This window comes from Alcanivorax hongdengensis A-11-3, from assembly GCF_000300995.1.
Classification (GTDB): domain Bacteria; phylum Pseudomonadota; class Gammaproteobacteria; order Pseudomonadales; family Alcanivoracaceae; genus Alcanivorax; species Alcanivorax hongdengensis.
In genome coordinates, this window is record NZ_AMRJ01000013.1 from 63,283 (window position 1) to 82,145 (window position 18,863).

Here is an 18,863-nt window from a genome sequence, read left to right on the forward strand (position 1 = left end):
AGCCATTCTAGCAGGCTGCTGGAAAAAAACTGAGTACTGTCGCCATAGCGGTATCAGCAAACGCCCACGGGCGCGCATGATGCCCTGACGGGATTGCGGTCAGATGACCGATCCCGGCCCCGAATGCCGTTTCCGGCCAGTAACAGGGAACCGGAAAACACGCTGAAGTTCCCGGCAGGCTGCCAGGTGGCGGCGAATTCCACCATCACCATGGGGCATCAGGGTTCGCGATTCCAATCCTGTAGAGATAGGGCAGGCCTGCGGGCATTCAAGGCCAGGCGCACAAAAAAGGCTCCGCGAGGAGCCCTTTTTGAGCCGGACTAACGCCGGGCGCGGTAAATATAGGGTTGAGGATTGATCTGGCGGCCGTTCTTGAGCACCTCGTAGTGCACATGGGGGCCGGTGGAGCGCCCTTCATTACCCACCAGCGCAATCACATCGCCGGTACGCACGATGTCGCCCGGCTTCACCAGAATCTTCTCGGCATGGCCATAGCGAGTGGCCAGGCCGCCACCATGATTGATCTGCACCAGTTCCCCATAACCGGAACGCGGGCCCGCATAGGTCACCACCCCGGAACCGGTGGCGATGATCGGGGTCCCCATCTTGGCCGCGAAATCCATGCCGCGGTGGAAGGCAATCTTGCCACTGAAGGGATCAGCACGGCGGCCGAAGCGGCTGGACATCCAGCCCTTCTTCACCGGACGGCCTGACAGGTAGGTCTGCTTCTTGAGCTCCTGATCGGACAGCAGATCATCGAGGATATCCAGCTGTCGCTCCCGGCGCTCCAGAGTGGCGGTCATGTCATTGAGGGCATCCATGAAGGACGGCGGCGCAAAACTGACGCTGTCACCGGGGACATCCGGGCCACCCAGCCCCGGGTCACTGTTGAAATCGAACTCGTCGCTGCCGATATCGGCCACATCCACCAGACGCTCACCCAGGGCATCCAGGCGCATCAGGCGGGCCTGGGCCTGGGCCAGTTTCAGGGTCATGGCGCGGAATTCTTCCTGGCTCTGGCGATTCAGTGCCTGCACCTGTTGCTTCTGTTCGGCCAGTTGATCGGCAAAACGTTCGGTAACCAACGGGGTATAACCGCTCTTGCCCACCTGATAGCTGAGCCAGTAGGCGCCGCCACCCACCAGCACGGGGATCACGAAAAGGACGGCGGCCAGAAGCCAGGGCCAGTAACGGGGCACCGGAATCGTACGCGAATGGCCGCGCTGACTGTTAAGGACTATGATGTTCATATGGTTCGCAGCGCATCAAATGAAAAACGTTTAGAATCAATAATTTGAATATTAATCTTTATCGGTTTTTTACAATTTGCAGGCTAGTCTAAGTAAATCCCATGAGCAAGACAACTTCGCCCAAAGCCCTGCAATCCCTGCTGAGTGGTCACTCCAGGCTGGCCTCCCTGGCCAGGCAGGCACCGCCGCCGTCCGGGCAGCCACAAAACGACCCGTTGAGTGTGCTACCACCGGCCCTGCGTGAGCGTGTCACCCTGGTGGAGACACCGGAACGCTGGCTGGCCATGGCGGAAACCAGTGCCACCGCCCAATTGCTGCGCTTCCACCTGCCCAAGCTGCAACAGGCCCTGCCCGGCCAGCAGATCAAGATTGTGGTGGGCGGCAAACGCGTCAATGTTCAAAGCAATTCACATGCCAATCTGCAAGACAAACCGCGACTGGATGGCGAAAGTGCCCGGCAGATTCGTGCCCTGGCGGAGGATATTGATGATGAGGGGCTGAAAGCGTCCCTGAAACGGCTAGCCAGCCGTGGCGAGGACAACACCCCCTGACTGCGGGAGAACAGTCAGGGGGTTACAGGGTACTGCATGTAATGCGGGCTTACTCTGCGGCCAGCACCGGACGCATGTAGGACACTGGCGCATCGGTAGCATCCTCGAAGGTCACCACCTCGTAGGAATCCTCCTGACGGAGCACTTCCCGCAACAGGGCATTGTTGAGCGCGTGACCGGACTTGTGACCGATAAACTCGCCGATCAGGCTGTGACCCAGCAGATACAGGTCGCCAATGGCATCCAGCATCTTGTGCTTGACGAACTCGTCCTCGTAGCGAAGACCGTCCTCGTTGAGGATACGGTACTCATCCACCACGATGGCATTATCGACACTGCCGCCCAGGGCCAGGTTCTGGCTGCGCAGGAACTCGATGTCCCGCATGAAACCAAACGTCCGCGCCCGGGCCACTTCCTTGACAAAAGAGGTGGTGGAAAAGTCGATGCTCGCCAGCTGGTTACGGTCTTCAAACACCGGGTGATCAAACTCGATGGAGAAGGTCACCTTGAAGCCATCGAAGGGCACGAAGGTGGCGGACTTGTCGCCCTCTCGCACCGTCACATCCTTCTTGATGCGGATGAACTTCTTGGCCGCTTCCTGCTCCTTGATCCCTGCGGACTGCAGCAGGAACACGAACGGGCCGGCACTGCCATCCATGATCGGCATTTCCGGGGCCGACAGCTCCACGAAGGCGTTGTCGATGCCCAGGCCCGCCATGGCAGACAGGAAATGCTCCACGGTACCCACCTTAACACCGTCCTGAACCAGGGTGGATGACAGGGTGGTTTCGCCCACGGCGCCGGCGGAGGCCTTGATTTCCACCACCGGGTCCAGGTCCACACGGCGGAACACGATACCGGTATCCACCGGTGCCGGACGCACGGTCATATAGACCTTTTCGCCGGTGTGCAGCCCCACGCCGGTAGCGCGGATCACGTTTTTCAGCGTTCGTTGTCTGATCATCAGTCTGTCACACAGCTGCGGGTATCCTGAAGGATACCGCTATCCTCAACACAAAATAAGGGCCGGATTATACCGGAATGCCCCCTATTTTCACCCTTACCGCCAGACCGTTAATCGGCCTGACGGCGGAGGAAGGTCGGAATATCAATGAAATCCAGATCTTCCGCGGTGTTGACCGCCTGCTGGCCACGCCCGCTGGCTGCCTGCTGGGCGGCGCGTTTGCGCTCCACAGCGGGACGATCCAGGTCGGCGTAATCCACCCGGCCATCGGCGGCGACAGACGTCTGACGGCCGCGCACCACTTTAAGTTCCTGGGCAGCCGCACCCAGGCCGGTGGCCACCACGGTGACGCTGATGTTATCGCCCATATCCGGGTCGATGGCGGTACCGATGATCACGTTGGCATCTTCGCTGGCCAGCTCGCTGACGATATCGCCCACCTCGGAGAACTCATCCAGTGCGATGGATTCGTTGGCGGTGATGTTGATCAGGATGCCGCGGGCGCCACGCAGGTCCACGTCTTCCAGCAGCGGGCTGGAAATGGCGGCCTGGGCCGCTTCTGCCGCCCGACCTTCGCCGCTGGCGGTGCCGGTTCCCATCATGGCCGTGCCCATTTCACTCATCACGGTACGCACGTCGGCGAAATCCACGTTGATCATGCCCGGACGCACGATCAGGTCGGCGATCCCCTTCACCGCGCCCTGCAGCACTTCGTTGGCCGCCTTGAAAGCGTCCAGCAGACTGGTGGAACCACCCAGAACGGCCTGCAGCTTCTCGTTGGGGATGGTGATCAGGGAGTGGACATGCTCCTTGAGCGCCTCGATGCCTTCCTGGGCGGAGCGCATGCGCTTCTTGCCCTCGAAGGGGAACGGCTTGGTCACCACCGCCACGGTCAGGATACCCAGCTCCTTGGCGATCTCGGCGACCACCGGCGCGGCGCCGGTACCGGTGCCACCGCCCATACCGGCGGTCACGAACACCATGTCGGCACCGTCCAGCAGCTCGGCGATGCGATCCCGGTCTTCCAGGGCCGACTGACGGCCGATATCCGGATTGGCGCCGGCGCCCAGGCCCTTGGTGACCTGGCTGCCCAGCTGAATCACGGTCTTGGCCGAGGCGTTACGCAGTGCCTGGGCATCAGTATTGGCGCAGATGAAATCCACACCTTCCACTCCTGAGCGAACCATGTGGTCCACGGCGTTACCGCCGCCACCACCGACGCCCACCACTTTAATGACCGCGCCATGCGGTACGCTGTCTTCCAGTTTGAATTGCATGGTTGATCTCCCGTTTATTGCTTCCCTGTAGAGCCGGAGCTCTGGTTGTGTCCCGGTAAAACTGCACGGCCCGGAACTGCCGCTTGTGCGAAAACTAGAAATTGCCCTGGAACCAGCTCTTGAACCGTTCCAGCCAGTTCACCGGCCCGCCGCCGGCCTGGGCGCGGGCACTGGTACCATCTTTCTCCATGCGCTGGCCATACAGCAGCAGCCCCACGGAGGTGGCGTAAATGGGGTTTTTCACCACATCGGTGAGCCCGGAAATGCCCTGCGGCATGCCCAGACGCACCGGCATGTGGAAAATTTCTTCGGCCAGGTCCACCGCGCCCTCGATCTTTGAGGAGCCACCGGTGAGCACGATGCCGCCGGGAATCAGGTCCTCGAAACCGGAGCGGCGGATCTCCGCCTGCACCAGGGTGAACAGCTCGTCGTAACGGGGCTCCACTACCTCCGCCAGGTTCTGTCGGCTGAGGGTGCGCGGCGGCCGATCGCCAACGCTGGGCACCTTGATGGTTTCATCCGCGCCGGCCAGCTGAGTCAGGGCGCAGGCATACTTCATCTTGATTTCTTCGGCATGCTGCTTGGGCGTGCGCAGGGCCATGGCGATGTCGTTGGTCACCTGGTCACCGGCAATGGGAATATTGGCGGTATGGCGAATCGCACCTTCGGTGAAGATGGCAATATCCGTGGTGCCACCGCCGATATCGACAATGCAGACACCCAGCTCGCGCTCGTCTTCGGTCAGCACCGCGTAGGCGCTGGCCAGCTGCTCGAGGATGATGTCATCCACTTCCAGGTTGCAGCGGCGCACGCATTTCTCGATGTTCTGGGCCGCGTTCACTGCGCAGGTCACCAGGTGCACCTTGGCCTCCAGCCGCACACCACTCATGCCCACCGGCTCACGCACCCCTTCCTGGTTGTCCACCACATACTCCTGCGGCAGCACATGCAGGGTTTTCTGGTCAGCGGGAATCGCCACGGCCTGGGCCGCATCGATCACCCGGTCGATGTCCGCCTGGGCCACTTCCCGGTCGCGAATGGCAACAATGCCGTGGGAGTTGAGGCTGCGCACATGGGAGCCGGCAATCCCTGCATAGACGGTATGGATATGGCAGCCGGCCATCAGCTCGGCCTCCTCCACCGCGCGCTGGATGGAGCGCACCGTGGCTTCGATATCCACGACCACGCCCTTTTTCATGCCACGTGAGGGCTGTGAGCCGATTCCGACAATTTCCATGGTGCCATCGGCGTTTGCCTGACCGACGATGGCCACCACCTTGGAGGTGCCAATGTCGAGGCCGACAATCATGTTTTCCGTTGCGTTTGCCATGTCACCGTTTCTCCTAACTCTGCTGCCAGGTCACTGCCATGCCGTCCGCATAGCGCAGGTCGACCCGGGCTGCCTGGCGGCTGTCTGTGCTCAACACGCCGCGATAAAGCCGCACGAAGCGGCGAAGCTTGGTGGCGTAATGCTCGCGATCCACCACCAGTTGCAGTCCATTGTTCAGTGTCAGCCGGGCGGTCAGCCGGGCATTCACTTCCATGCTTTTTATGGTCAGGCCCACATCCGCCAGCAATTTGCCCATGCTGTGGTAGAAGCCCATTACCTCATCCAGACGCTGGGGCGGGCCGCTCAAACGCGGCAGGCCCTGCAGGTCGTACTGCTTGAGCGCCTTGAACGGTTCGCCGCTGTCGGACACCAGCACCGAGCCGTTCCATACCGCCAGCGGTTTGCGCTCGGTCACCGCCAGCACCACCTTGTCAGGCCACTGGCGACGTACCGAAACGTCACGCACCCAACTCAGTGCCCGTGCCTGCCGGTAGATTTTCTCCAGCGGCACGGTGAAATAGTTTTCATCGCGCACCAGGGCCGCCAGCGCCGTTTCCAGCTGTTGCTGGCGACGGGCATCGGTGACGCCTTTCACGCCTACCTGGCGAACCGGATAGGCATCCAGCATGGCCGGCAGGTAAATCACCAATGTCAGCAGCAATACCGCCACACCGCTGACCAGCATCCACGGCACAGCGGCGGACAACCGCTGGCGCAACGGCACACCGGCCTTTCTGGCCGGCCGCCGCGGCGCCGCACCGCGGGCGGGCGCCTTGCTAGCCCTGGCCACGCCCTTGCTCCCAGGCCCGCAGCAGGATTTCACCCACCAGGGTGTCGAAATCCCGCCCGGCCGCCCTGGCTGCCATCGGCACCAGGGAATGGTCGGTCATGCCCGGCACAGTGTTCACTTCCAGCAGCTGCCAGCGACCCTGCTCGTCACGCATCACATCCACCCGGCCCCAGCCCCGACAACCGACCACCCGGAAGGCATTCAGCGCCAGCGTCCTCAGGGCCTGCTCATCGGCCTCGTCGAGCCCGGCCGGGCAAAGGTATTCGGTGCTGTTGGACTGGTACTTGGCCTCGTAGTCATAAAAAGCGTTGGGCGTTTTCAGGCGAATGGCCGGCAGTGCCTCATCGCCGAGAATGGCCACGGTGTACTCCGGGCCGTTGACCCAGGCTTCCACCAGCACATCCGCATCAAACTGTTTGGCCGCCACCAGCGCCGCCGCCAACTCATCGGCGTTATCGGCCTTGGCCATGCCGATGGACGAGCCCTCATGGGCCGGTTTGATCATCAGCGGAAAGCCCAGGTCGGTATCGTCACGGCCGGCCACGTAAAAGGCCGGCGTCGGCAGGCCCGCCCCCTTCCACAATTGCTTGGTACGCACCTTGTCCATGCCGATGGCGGAGGCCATCACGCCGGAGCCGGTGTAGGGGATACCCAGATGCTCCAGCACACCCTGGATCACGCCGTCCTCACCACCGCGCCCGTGCAGGGCAATAAAGGCGATATCGAAGCCCTTGAGGGTATCGATGCTCTTGTCGGCCGGGTCTACCAGCTCGGCAATCAGGCCCAGATTGCGCAGCCCCTGGTGCACGGCGGCACCGCTCTTGAGAGACACCGGGCGCTCGGCGGACTTGCCACCGGCCAGTACCGCCACTCGCCCTACCTGGGCCAGCTTCTGTTTCAGCAGTACGCTATCCACGCTTGGCGCCTCCCTGTTCGGCCAGTTCCCTGGCAATGGCACCGACATTGCCGGCACCCTGGGTGACCAGCAGATCACCATCCTGCAGCTGGGTTTCCAGGATCTCGGCCAGCTTGGCCGGATCATCCACAAACACCGGTTCCACCCGGCCACGCTTGCGGATGCTGCGGCACAGAGCCCGGGCATCGGCACCGGGAATCGGGTCCTCGCCGGCACCATAAACCTCCAGCATCAGCAGCACATCGACGCCGGACAGCACTTCCACGAAATCCTCGTAGAGATCCTGGGTCCGGGTATAACGGTGCGGCTGGAACAGCATGGCCAGCCGACGCCCCGGCCAGCCGGCCCGGATCGCGTCGATGGTTACCGCCACTTCGCTGGGGTGATGACCGTAGTCATCCACCAGCGTGGCGCTGCCACCGGCAAAGTGATATTCACCCTGCACATCAAAGCGCCGGCCAACGCCGGTAAAGTGGTTCAGACCACGGACGATGGCCTCGTCATCAGCCCCCTCGTCGGCGGCCACGGCGATGGCTGCCAGGGCATTGAGTACATTGTGTCGGCCGGGCATGTTCAGGGTGATATCCAGCGGCGCACCTTCCTTGCGAATCACCCTAAAACGGGTGCTCATGCCTTTTTGCTGCACATTTTCGGCACGCAGGTCCGCATCGTCGCTGAAGCCATAGCGGATCACCTGGCGATTGACCCGTGGCAGCAGACGGCGCACCACCGGATCATCCACGCACATCACCGCCACCCCGTAGAACGGCAGGTTGTGCAGAAATTCGATAAAGGTGTTTTCCAGCCGCGCGAAATCACCGCCATAGGTATGCATATGGTCGGCTTCAATGTTGGTGACAATGGCGCTCATCGGCTGCAGATGCAGGAAGCTGGCATCGGACTCGTCGGCTTCGGCCACCAGGTAGCGGCTCTGTCCCAGACGGGCATTGGTGCCGGCACTGTTGAGGCGCCCGCCAATCACGAAGGTCGGGTCCATACCTGCCTCGGCCATGATGGCGGCGGTCATGGAGGTGGTGGTGGTCTTGCCATGGGTACCGGCCACGGCAATGCCGTGGCGGAAGCGCATCAGCTCCGCCAGCATCTGTGCCCGTGGCACCACCGGAATACGCTGCTCATGGGCGGCGGCCACTTCCACGTTGTCGGTATTCACCGCCGTGGAGGTCACCACCACATCGGCCCCGTCGATGTTTTCTGCCCGGTGACCGATCTCCACCCGCACGCCCTGGCTACGCAGGCGCTCCACCACCGCGGATTCCTTGATATCGCTGCCGCTGATGGCATAGCCCTGATTGGCCAGCACCTCGGCGATGCCGCACATGCCCACGCCGCCAATACCCACAAAGTGGATACCGCGGATACGGCGCATTTCCGGCACGGTATGAATGATGTCGTTATCGGCCATTGGCCACCTCCTCACAGAGCGTGGCCGCGCGCTCGGCGCTATCGGCCATCGCCTGCTCCCGTGCCTTGATGGCGATCTGCGCCAGCGAGGCCCGGTCTGCAACGGGTTTCAGGGCGGCAGCCAGGGCCGCCGCGCTCAGCTGCCGCTGGTCCAGCAACAGGGCGGCGCCCCGGTCAACCAGCCAGCGGGCATTCAATGTCTGGTGGTCATCCACCGCCGTGGGCAGCGGAATGAACAGGGCCGCCACACCAGCGGCGGCCACTTCTGCCACGGTCAGGGCGCCGGCCCGGCAGATCACCAGATCCGCCCAGCCGTAGGCCTCGGCCATGTCGTCAATGAATTCCGTTACCTGGGCCTGCATGTGCAGGGCCTGGTAAATCGGCGCCGCCTCGTCCTGACGATTGGCACCACATTGGTGACGGATCTGGATATCCGCCCCCAACACCGCCAGCAGCAGTTCCGGCAGATCCCGGTTCAGGGCCAGGGCGCCCTGGCTACCGCCCAGTACCAACACCCGCATGGCGCCCTGGTGCTGGGCATAGCGACGACTGGGCTCTTCAAGATCGGCGATTTCCGGGCGCACCGGGTTGCCCACCCAACAGGCCTTGCGGCTGTCAAAGGCACCGGAGAAACCTTCCAGGGTCACCGTGGCCAACCGCGACAGCAGCCGGTTGGTAAGCCCCGGTACCGCATTCTGTTCGTGGACCACCACCGGCACGCCGCACAGCCGCGCCGCCAGGCCACCAGGCCCACTGGCAAAGCCGCCGAAGCCCACGGCCAGCACAGGTCGACGCTCACCAATCAGGCGGCGCGCCTGCATTACGGCCCGCAGCAGATTGATCGGCGCGGTCAGCTTGCGCTGAATGCCGCCACCACGCAGGCGGGACACCGCCAGCTCGGCGATTTCATAGCCATACTGGCGCACCAGCTTGCCTTCCATGCCGTGTTGAGCACCCAGCCAGAGGATCCGGTAGCCGCGGGCCTTGAGCTGGTCCGCCACGGCCAGGGCAGGAAACACGTGGCCGCCGGTGCCGCCGGCCATGATCAATATGGTGGCACTCATTTACGCGCCCTCCCCCTGGCTTTCAGGTGCTCGGCTTCCGCGCCGGCACGCAACACCAGGCCAATCATGGCCGCCGAAATCAGCAGCGAAGAACCGCCGTAGCTGATGAATGGCAGGGTCAGCCCCTTGGTGGGCAACAGCCCCATATTCACGCCCAGGTTGATAAAGGCCTGGGAGCAGAACACGAAGGCACAGCCATAGACCAGGTAGGCGTGATACAGCAGACCTCGCTCTTCCAGGCTGTGCCCCAGGCGGAACACCCGCCAGCCGAGCAGGATAAAACCGCCGATCAGCGCCACATTGCCCAGCAAACCCAGTTCTTCTCCCATCACCGCATAGACAAAATCGGTATGCGCTTCCGGCAGGTAGAACAGCTTCTGCACGCTGTTGCCCAGGCCCACGCCGAACCAGTGACCACGGCCAAAGGCGATCAGGCTCTGGGTGAGCTGGTAACCGGAACCAAACTGGTCCGCCCAGGGGTCGGTAAAGGCCATCAGACGGGCCACCCGGTAGGGTTCCGCCACGGCAATCAGGCCGGCCAGGCCCACTGCAACCAGGCCAATCAGCAGGAAGCGCAGGGTCGGCACGCCGGACAGGAACAGCATGCCCATGGCGGTGATACCCAGCACCACCACGGCACCGAAGTCCGGCTCCAGCAACAGGAACACCATCAGCACGCCCAGCAACCCCAGGGGCATCAGGAAAGCCTTCCACTGGGTTTCCAGCGCGCCCTTGCGCTCGGCGATGTAGCCGGCCAGATAAAGCACGAAGCAGAGCTTGACGATTTCCGAGGCCTGTACTGTCAGGCCCGGCAGCGCAATCCAGCGGGTGGAACCGTTTACCGTGCGGCTCAGCCCCGGCACAAACACCAGCACCAGTGCCGCCAGCGCCACCGGCAACATGACAAAACGCAGCCGCTCCAGCAGGGCCAGCGGCACGCCGTAATAGACCACGCCGCCCACCAGCAGGCCCAGTAACAGGTAGGCCCCGTGGCGGGTGGCGTAATAGAAAGGATCGCCCAGATTGGTTTCGGCAATCTGCAAACTGGCGGAGGTGACCATCACCAGACCGGCCAGACAGAGCACGATCGTGGTCCACAGCAACGGTTTGTCCAGGCCCCGGTTGTCCAGGCGCAGGATCATGCGATCAGCCATCACACACCTCCCGGGCCCGGGTAGTGAAATCATCGCCACGGGCGGCAAAGCCGCTGTACATGTCAAAAGAGGCGCACGCCGGCGACAGCAGCACCGCATCGCCGGGCTGGGCCAGCGCGTGGGCGCGGGCCACGGCGGCGGCCATGTCCGTCACCAGTTCGCAGGGCGCTGCGGACATGCCCTCGGCCAGGGCCTGGCGATCCTCGCCCATCAACAGGGCGGCGCGCAGATACTGGCGAGCGGGTTCGGCCAGCGGAGAAAAATCCTGCCCCTTGCCCTGGCCACCGGCCACCAGGATGACCTTGCCGTCAATGCTTTCACCGATACCGGTGAGCGCCGCCAGGGTGGCGCCCACATTGGTGGCCTTGGAATCATTGAACCAGCGCACCCCGCCGGCTTCGGCCACCATCTGGCAGCGATGCGGCAGACCGGTGAAGGCCTTCACCGTGGCCAGTGCCTTGTCCCGGTTCAGGCCCAGGGCATCACTCATGGCCATCACGGCGAGAATGTTCATGGCGTTGTGACGGCCGGTCAGCGCCAGCTCGTCGAGTCGCAGCAGAGGCTCTCCCCGGCACAGCAGCAGGCCGTTGTCACCATCCAGGCGATAATCGGACTCCGGATGGGTGCCGAAGCTGATCTGCCGTGGCACCGCCACTGACGGCCGGGTGGCCAGGTCATCGCGGTTCCACACCGCCACCTGGCAGCCGTCATAGATGCGCTGCTTGGCGGCCACGTAATCGGCGAAGCTGGCATAACGGTCCAGGTGATCCTGGGACACATTGAGAATGGTGGCCACATCAGCGCTCAGGCTGTAAGTGGTTTCCAGCTGGAAGCTGGACAGCTCCAGGACATAAAGCCGGGCCCGGTCGTCCAGCAGCTCCAGCGCCGGCACGCCCAGGTTGCCGCCGATACCCGGCGACATGCTGCAGGCCTCGGCGACCTGTCCCAGCAGGGTGGTCACGGTGCTCTTGGCATTGGACCCGGTGATTGCCACCACCGGCTCACTGGCCGCGCGGGCAAACAGCTCGATATCACCAATCACTTCCTTGCCGGCCACTACCTGCTCGGCGATGGCCGGGGTGGAAATCGCCACGCCCGGGCTGACAATCAGTCGGCGAGCCTTTTCCAGCCAGCCTTTCTTGAAGCCGCCGGTATGAATCTTCAGATTCGGGAAATCGGCACGCAGCTGGTCCAGGCCGGCCGGCGCATCGCGGGTATCCAGCGCGCGCACAGGCATCTCCTGATCCGTCAGGTAACGAATCACGGAGCGCCCGGAAAGGCCCAGGCCAATAACCAGATCAAAGCCGTCTTTCAACGCCGATCTCCCTTAGCGAATCTTCAGGGTCGACAGACCCACCAGTACAAGAATCACGGTGATGATCCAGAACCGCACAATGATCTTCGGCTCCGGCCACCCTTTCAGTTCAAAGTGGTGATGAATCGGCGCCATTCTGAAAATGCGCCGGCCAGTGAGCTTGAACGAGCCCACCTGCAACATCACCGAAACGGTCTCCATCACGAACACGCCGCCCATGATGAAAAGCACGATTTCCTGACGGACGATCACCGCCATCACGCCCAGCACCGCACCCAGAGCCAGGGCGCCCACATCGCCCATGAAGACCTGCGCCGGGTAGGCGTTGAACCAGAGGAAACCCAGCCCCGCGCCACACAGGGCCGAGGCGATAATGGTCAGCTCGCCGGCACCGGCCACGTAGGGAATTTTCAGGTAGCTGGCAAATTCCGCGTGCCCACCCACGTAGGCGAAGATACCCAGCGCGCCCCCCACCAGCACGGTGGGCATGATGGCCAGGCCATCCAGGCCATCGGTGAGGTTGACCGCATTGCTGGTCCCGTTGATCACGAAATAGGTCAGTACGATGTAGAACCAGCCCATGTTGATCGCCACGCTCTTGAAGAACGGCACGATCAACTGGGTCTCCACCGGGCTCTGGGCCGTGGAGTAAAGTGCCACGCCGGCGCCCAGGGCACCGGCGGACAACCACAGGTATTTCCAGCGGGCCGGCAGGCCACGGGGATTCTTCTCCACCACCTTGCGCCAGTCATCCACCCAGCCCACGGCACCGAAAACCACCAGCACGCCCAGGGTGATCCACACAAAACGGTTCTCCAGGTCGCCCCACAACAGCGTGGAAGCGACAATGGCCACCAGGATCAGGGCGCCACCCATGGTCGGCGTGCCAGCCTTGCTCAAATGACTCTGCGGGCCATCACTGCGGATCGCCTGACCCACCTGCTTTTCCTGCAGCTTGCGGATCATGATCGGGCCGACCCAGAACGCCAGGAACAGGGCGGTGAGCACACTGAGAATGGCGCGCAGGGTCAGGTACTGAACGACCAGAAAGCCGCTGTAGTATTGCGCCAGATATTCGCCGAGCCAGAGCAGCATCAGTGTGTCCCCTTCGATTGCGGGCTCTCGCCCAGTGTCAGCCGCTGCACCACCGCTTCCATGCCGGCAGAACGCGACCCTTTCACCAGTACGGTGCCGCCCTCGGCCAGCACCGGAGCACTCCTGCTCACCGCCGTCTGATAATCATCCACAACATGGGCGCCGGCACCGTAGCCCTGCGCCACGGCGCTGGCGCCGCTCATCACCACCAGGCCATCCAGCCCCGCCCGGCGGGCATACTCGCCCAATTCGAACAGCAACTGATCGGCACTGGGGCCCAGTTCGCCCATGGCCCCCAGCACCAGCTGACGGGGCGCCGGCTGGGCGGCCAGCCAGTCGATCGCCACCCGCACGGAGCCCGGGTTGGCGTTGTAGGTATCGTCGACCAGTACGCCACCGGCGCAGGCCTGTATATTCATACGCCCGGGCACTGGCGCGAGCCCGGCCAGGCGTGGCACGACCTCGGCCGGGTCCAGCCCCAGCGCCGCCACGGCGGCAATCGCCATCAGCGCGTTGCTGACCTGGTGAGCGCCAGCCAGCGGCACGCACACCGGCACGCCCGCCGGTTGCAGCAGGAAGCGCACGCTGGCCTGATCCAGCTCGATGTTTTCGGCATACCAGTGCGCCTTGCCCTGACTGCTGACGCGAATCACCTCAAGCCCGACGGCCTCGGCCTGGCCGGCAAAGAAATCGGCAAAGCTGTCATCGTTATTGACGATGGCGCGGCCGCCGGACTGGCAGCCGCGAAAAATTTCCGACTTGGCATCGGCGATCCCCTGCATGGAGCCAAAGCCTTCCAGATGGGCGCCAGTAACGTTGGTGATCAACGCCACTTCCGGTTTCACCAGGGAGCTGGTCCAGGCGATCTCGCCCGGCGCATTGGCACCCAGCTCCAGCACCGCATAGCGGTGTTCGGCGCGCAGGCGCAGCAGTGTCAGTGGCACGCCGATGTCGTTGTTGAAGTTGCCACGGGTGGCCAGGGTCTGCTCACCGAGCATGGCCGCGGCCATTTCCTTCACCGTGGTCTTGCCGGCATTGCCGGTCACCGCCAGCCGGCGGGGCTGAAACTGGTCGGCATAGCCACTGGCCAGACGTCCCAGGCCCTGGCGGGTGTCGTCCACCTGCACGGCATGCTCAAAGGTGCTCTGCGACTGACTGACCAGCGCCGCCACGGCACCATCACGCCGGGCCTGATCCAGAAAGGCGTGGGCATCAAAACGCTCACCCTTGAGCGCCACGAACAGGCTGCCCGGAGTCATGGCACGGGTATCGGTCACTACCGCCTCGATGGTCAGGTCGTCGCCCTGCTGGCGACCGCCGGTCCACTGCGCGATCTGGGAAAGTCGCATCATTGCGCCCCTCCCCGCGCCTGCAGCGCCTGGCGAGCCAGTTCCCGGTCATCGCTGTGATGACGGACACCGGCAATTTCCTGATAGGTTTCGTGGCCCTTGCCGGCCAGCAGCACCACATCGCCGGGTGCCGCCCGCTGTATCGCCTCATTGATGGCCACACGGCGCTCCACCTGGCAGTGAACCCGCTGCGGGTCACTGACGCCGGCCAGCATGTCATCGATGATGGCCTGCGGCGCCTCACTGCGCGGGTTGTCGCTGGTCAGCACCAGCACATCTGCCAGCCGCTCGGCCACCGCCGCCATTTGCGGGCGTTTGCCGCTGTCACGGTCACCGCCACAACCGACCACACAATGCAGGCGGCCGCTAAAGTGCTCACGGCAGGCCTGCAGAGCCTTCTCCAGACCGTCCGGCGTGTGCGCATAATCCACGATCACCGTGGCCGCACCGGACTGACGCACCGGCTCCATGCGACCGGGCACCGGCGTCAGGGCCATCAGGGCCGGCCCCAGCTCTTCAGCACGGACATTGAGGCCATGCAGGGTACCGGCCACCGCCATGATGTTGCTGACGGTGAAGTGCCCGAACAGGGGCAGGGTCAACGCCACCGGCTCACCGCCGACCATCAGGGTGATCTGCAGGCCCTCTTCACTGCAGTGATACTCGCGACAACGCACGGTGGCGCCGGCCTGGCTGCCGTAGGTCACACAGCGCACGCCGTCATCCAGTCGACCGATCAGGGTACTGGCGGCATTGTCATCGGTGTTGATCACGGCCAGCTGCACGCCCGGACGGGTAAACAGGGCGGATTTGGCGGCCAGGTAGCGCTCCATGTCACCGTGGTAATCCAGGTGGTCGCGGCTCAGATTGCTGAACACCGCCGCCCGTACCAGGGTCTCGCCCAGACGCCCCTGGTCGAGAGCGTGGGAAGACACTTCCATGGCCACCGCGTCAGCGCCGGCATCCCGTACCCGGGCCAGGCCCGCCTGCAGGGTCAGCGGGTCCGGTGTGGTGTGCCCGGTTTCCTGCTCCTCGCCTTTCAGTCCCAGGCCCAGGGTGCCAACCAGGGCACAGCGGTGGCCCAGGGCATTGAAGGCATCACGCAGGAACCAGCTGATGCTGGTCTTGCCATTGGTACCGGTGACGCCAATAACCTGCATGGCCCTGGAAGGTTCGCCATACCAGCGCGCCGCCAGTTCGCCGACCCGCTCACTCAGGCCCGGCAATTGCAGACAGGGCACCCCATCACGCCATTCCAGACCCGCCTGATCGGCTTCGCACAGCACCAGCGGCGCACCGCTGGCAATCGCCTGGGACACAAAGCGGCGACCGTCGCCACTGATACCGGGCACGGCAATAAAGGTATCGCCGCGTGCCACGCGACGGCTGTCCAGTTGCAGGCCCTGAACGCCACAATGCGCCAGCTCTTCAGGCAGGCGCACATCCGGAAGCAGTTGCTGGAGGCTCATCATGACGGGTCCTCCTGCGTGCCCAGGCTGGCGATAATGCCGTCGGGCTTGTCCGGTGGCACGTGCAGGGTGCGCAACACCCCGGCCATGATGTTGGAAAACGCCGGGGCCGCCACCAACCCGCCGTAGTAGGCATCACTGCGCGGATCGTCAATTACCACCACGGCCACATAGCGCGGATCACTGGCCGGGGCCAGGCCGGCAAACAGGCCGATGTAGTGATCTTCGGAATACCCCCCGGCCATGACCTTGTGCACGGTGCCGGTCTTGCCGGCCACCAGGTAACCGGGCACCTTGGCACGGCTGGCGGTACCCACGCGGCTGACCACGGTTTCCAGCATGGTCACCAGTTCGCGGGCGGTATGTTTGCCGATCACCTGCTCGCCCTCGGGCACTTTATCCACCTTCTCCAGGGACAGGGGCAGGCGCACGCCATCATTGGCAATCACGGAGTAGGCCTGGGCCAGCTGCACGGTGGAAACACTCAGGCCATAGCCGTAGGACAGCGCGGCGCGCTCCACATCCCGCCAGCGGCTGCGCAGCGGCAGCACCCCGTCGCTCTCACCCGGAAAATCAATGGCGGTGGACTGACCGAAACCGAAACGCTCCAGGTAATCGGGCAATGCCATGGGGTCCATGGCAAGGGCCAGCTTGCTGGCGCCCACGTTCGAGCTCTTGGTCAGCACGGTGGTGATATCAATGACACCGTAATCGCGATGATCGTGAATGGTCTTGTCACCCACCCGCAGGGTGCCCGGGTGAGTGTTGATGGTGGTGGACGGGGTCACCATGCCCATTTCCAGGGCCGCGGCCACGGTGAAAGGCTTCATGGTGGAGCCCGGCTCGAACAGGTCGGTGACGGCACGGTTGCGCAGGGCCGAGGTATCCAGGTTTTCCCGATTATTGGGGTTGTAGGACGGCTGGTTGACCATGGCCAGCACTTCACCGGTATGGGCGTCCAGTACCACGGCGCTACCGCCCTTGGCACGGAATTTCTGCACCGCACCCAGCAGTTCGCGGTAGGCCAGATACTGCAGGCGCAGATCGATGCTCAGGGTCACATCCTTGCCCGGACGTGCCGGCTTGACCACCTCGATATCCTGGATCACCCGGCCCAGCAGATCGCGCACCACCTTCTTGCTGCCGGAATGGCCAGCCAGGGACGGATCCATGGCCAGTTCGATGCCTTCCTGACCCTTGTCATCAATATTGGTGAAGCCCACCACCTGGCTGGTTACTTCGCCGGCCGGATAATAACGACGATATTCGGTGAGCTTGTAGAGACCGGGAATTTTTTCCGCCAGCACCTTCTCGGCGGACTCCGGCGCCAGCCCCCGCTCCAGATAGATGAACTCGCGATTCTTGTGACGCTCCACCTTGCGGGAGAATTCGTTCAGGTTGATCACCGGGTTGCCGGCCAGCCGGCCCCACTGCTCCTGATGCTCCATGGCTTCGCGGGGATTGGCCCACAGGGTCACCACCGGGGTGCTGACCGCCAGCGGCCGACCATAACGGTCACGGATCACGCCACGATGGGCCGCCAGCGGCTCGGTGCGCAGGTTGCGGATATCCCCCTGGTGCGCCAGGAAATCATGCTGCAGCACCTGCAGATCAAAGGCCCGCCCGATCAGCAGACTGGCACACACCACCCAGAACGCCAGCACAAAGCGCCAGCGCAGTCGGGAGTTGGGTTGCCGTGTCTTACGGGCCTGGCTCATGGTTTGATCAATACTCTCTGGTCGGTTTTCGGTAACGTCATGCCCAGCTTCTCTCTGGCCAGGCGCTCCACCCGGGCGTAACTGCCCCAGGTGCTGTGTTCCAGCAACAGCTGGCTCCATTCACTTTCCAGGCGGGTCTGCTGGCGTTGCAGACGCTGACTCTCATCGGTCAGCTGGCGGGCTTTATAAACGCTGTAGCTGACGCCGATGGCCGTCATCACCACCAGCACCAGCAGCACCCGCACCGCCCAGGTCGCCATCAGGCCACCTTTTCCGCGACCCGCAGTACCGCACTGCGTGAACGCGCATTGACTTTCAGCTCCGCCTTGCCGGCACGAATGGCCTTGCCCACCGGCTCCAGCCGCTGCGGCAGTTCATCGCCCAACGGCAACCCGCCGCGCCCCTTCGGAGCCCGGCCGGAATGATCACGGATAAAGAGCTTCACCATCCGATCTTCCAGGGAATGGAAGCTGATAATGGCGAGACGCCCGCCGATGGCGAGCGTCTCCAGGGCTTGCTCGAGCACTTTCTCCAGTGCCTCCAGCTCGCCATTAATATGTATCCTCAACGCCTGAAAGCTGCGCGTGGCCGGGTGCTTGCCCGGCTCTGCGCGACCCAGCACACCTTCAATCAGGCTGGCCAGCTCGGCGGTGCGGGTGATCGGCTGTTCGTCGCGCACCTCGCAAATGCGCCGGGCAATGCGGCGTGACTTGCGCTCCTCGCCGTAGCGATAGAGCACATCGGCAATCTCTTTTTCCTCGGCACGGGCCAACCACTGGGCCACGCTTTCGCCACGGGTGGGGTCCATGCGCATGTCCAGCGGCCCGTCACGCAGGAAGCTGAAGCCGCGGCTGGCATCATCCAGCTGCGGCGACGACACACCCAGATCCAGCAGCAGGCCGTCGATGGGACGCCCGGCATCAGCCACCAGTTCCGGCAGGCAGTCAAAGCGACTGGCCTTTATATGAAAACGGTGATCCTGTTCCGCCAGCGCCTGCCCCTCGGCAATCGCCTGGGGGTCACGGTCAACACCGACAAGCCGGCCCTGATCATCCAGCCGACGGAGCAGAGCCCGGCTGTGGCCACCGCGCCCGAAGGTGCCATCCACGTAAAAACCGTTGCTGCGGACAAACCACATATCCAGTACCTCCTCCAGCATGACCGGCTGGTGTTCGTACTGCGCCTGCTCTTTCATCACC

At 63.5% G+C, this 18,863-nt stretch carries 17 protein-coding genes; 1 reads left to right on the forward strand and 16 read right to left on the reverse strand.

The window, feature by feature from the left end:
- Nucleotides 1-320 precede the first annotated feature (320 nt).
- Nucleotides 321-1,250, reverse strand: coding sequence for a M23 family metallopeptidase (locus A11A3_RS09660; protein ID WP_008929110.1), 930 nt, complete (start codon nt 1,248-1,250; stop codon nt 321-323).
- A gap of 101 nt (nt 1,251-1,351) precedes the next feature.
- Between A11A3_RS09660 and A11A3_RS09665 the strand changes: the two genes are divergently transcribed.
- Complete coding sequence (locus tag A11A3_RS09665; RefSeq protein WP_008929111.1) at nt 1,352-1,801, forward strand: hypothetical protein; 450 nt, start codon at nt 1,352-1,354, stop codon at nt 1,799-1,801.
- A 49-nt stretch (nt 1,802-1,850) separates the two neighbouring features.
- Here A11A3_RS09665 and lpxC read toward each other — a convergent pair whose 3' ends face one another.
- The 15 genes from lpxC to rsmH form a co-directional block, all read right to left on the reverse strand.
- Nucleotides 1,851-2,765: a UDP-3-O-acyl-N-acetylglucosamine deacetylase gene (gene lpxC, locus A11A3_RS09670; RefSeq protein WP_008929112.1), complete on the reverse strand. Its 915-nt coding sequence runs from the start codon at nt 2,763-2,765 to the stop codon at nt 1,851-1,853.
- Between the two features lie 110 nt (nt 2,766-2,875).
- Nucleotides 2,876-4,042, reverse strand: a complete 1,167-nt coding sequence (gene ftsZ / locus A11A3_RS09675) for a cell division protein FtsZ (RefSeq protein ID WP_008929113.1) — start codon at nt 4,040-4,042, stop codon at nt 2,876-2,878.
- 94 nt (nt 4,043-4,136) lie between these two features.
- The gene (ftsA, locus tag A11A3_RS09680; protein WP_008929114.1) at nt 4,137-5,372 is read right to left on the reverse strand and encodes a cell division protein FtsA; all 1,236 of its coding nucleotides are present in this window, start codon (nt 5,370-5,372) and stop codon (nt 4,137-4,139) included.
- A 13-nt stretch (nt 5,373-5,385) separates the two neighbouring features.
- Entirely contained in the window at nt 5,386-6,162 is a 777-nt protein-coding gene (locus tag A11A3_RS09685; RefSeq protein WP_008929115.1) for a cell division protein FtsQ/DivIB, read from the reverse strand.
- Nucleotides 6,149-7,078 (reverse strand): D-alanine--D-alanine ligase, encoded by a 930-nt coding sequence (locus A11A3_RS09690; RefSeq protein ID WP_008929116.1) that lies wholly within the window; start codon nt 7,076-7,078, stop codon nt 6,149-6,151. Before A11A3_RS09690 ends, A11A3_RS09685 begins: the two co-directional genes overlap by 14 nt.
- Nucleotides 7,071-8,501 (reverse strand): UDP-N-acetylmuramate--L-alanine ligase, encoded by a 1,431-nt coding sequence (gene murC, locus A11A3_RS09695; RefSeq protein ID WP_008929117.1) that lies wholly within the window; start codon nt 8,499-8,501, stop codon nt 7,071-7,073. The genes A11A3_RS09690 and murC overlap by 8 nt, the downstream gene beginning before the upstream one ends.
- The gene (gene murG / locus A11A3_RS09700) at nt 8,491-9,564 is read right to left on the reverse strand and encodes an undecaprenyldiphospho-muramoylpentapeptide beta-N-acetylglucosaminyltransferase (RefSeq protein WP_008929118.1); all 1,074 of its coding nucleotides are present in this window, start codon (nt 9,562-9,564) and stop codon (nt 8,491-8,493) included. The genes murC and murG overlap by 11 nt, the downstream gene beginning before the upstream one ends.
- A complete protein-coding gene (gene ftsW / locus A11A3_RS09705; protein ID WP_008929119.1) occupies nt 9,561-10,718 on the reverse strand; it encodes a putative lipid II flippase FtsW in 1,158 nt (385 codons plus the stop codon). The genes murG and ftsW overlap by 4 nt, the downstream gene beginning before the upstream one ends.
- On the reverse strand, nt 10,711-12,033 hold the full coding sequence (gene murD, locus A11A3_RS09710) for a UDP-N-acetylmuramoyl-L-alanine--D-glutamate ligase (RefSeq protein ID WP_008929120.1): 1,323 nt from the start codon (nt 12,031-12,033) through the stop codon (nt 10,711-10,713). The genes ftsW and murD overlap by 8 nt, the downstream gene beginning before the upstream one ends.
- Before the next feature lie 12 nt (nt 12,034-12,045).
- A complete protein-coding gene (gene mraY, locus A11A3_RS09715; protein ID WP_008929121.1) occupies nt 12,046-13,128 on the reverse strand; it encodes a phospho-N-acetylmuramoyl-pentapeptide-transferase in 1,083 nt (360 codons plus the stop codon).
- Nucleotides 13,128-14,480, reverse strand: a complete 1,353-nt coding sequence (locus A11A3_RS09720; protein WP_008929122.1) for a UDP-N-acetylmuramoyl-tripeptide--D-alanyl-D-alanine ligase — start codon at nt 14,478-14,480, stop codon at nt 13,128-13,130. Before A11A3_RS09720 ends, mraY begins: the two co-directional genes overlap by 1 nt.
- Complete coding sequence (locus A11A3_RS09725) at nt 14,477-15,949, reverse strand: UDP-N-acetylmuramoyl-L-alanyl-D-glutamate--2,6-diaminopimelate ligase (RefSeq protein ID WP_008929123.1); 1,473 nt, start codon at nt 15,947-15,949, stop codon at nt 14,477-14,479. Before A11A3_RS09725 ends, A11A3_RS09720 begins: the two co-directional genes overlap by 4 nt.
- Entirely contained in the window at nt 15,946-17,664 is a 1,719-nt protein-coding gene (locus A11A3_RS09730) for a peptidoglycan D,D-transpeptidase FtsI family protein (protein WP_008929124.1), read from the reverse strand. Before A11A3_RS09730 ends, A11A3_RS09725 begins: the two co-directional genes overlap by 4 nt.
- Nucleotides 17,661-17,924 carry a cell division protein FtsL gene (gene ftsL / locus A11A3_RS09735; protein ID WP_008929125.1) on the reverse strand — a complete coding sequence of 88 codons (264 nt, stop codon included), beginning with the start codon at nt 17,922-17,924 and terminating at the stop codon, nt 17,661-17,663. Before ftsL ends, A11A3_RS09730 begins: the two co-directional genes overlap by 4 nt.
- Nucleotides 17,924-18,859: a 16S rRNA (cytosine(1402)-N(4))-methyltransferase RsmH gene (gene rsmH / locus A11A3_RS09740; protein ID WP_008929126.1), complete on the reverse strand. Its 936-nt coding sequence runs from the start codon at nt 18,857-18,859 to the stop codon at nt 17,924-17,926. Before rsmH ends, ftsL begins: the two co-directional genes overlap by 1 nt.
- Nucleotides 18,860-18,863: the final 4 nt, after the last annotated feature.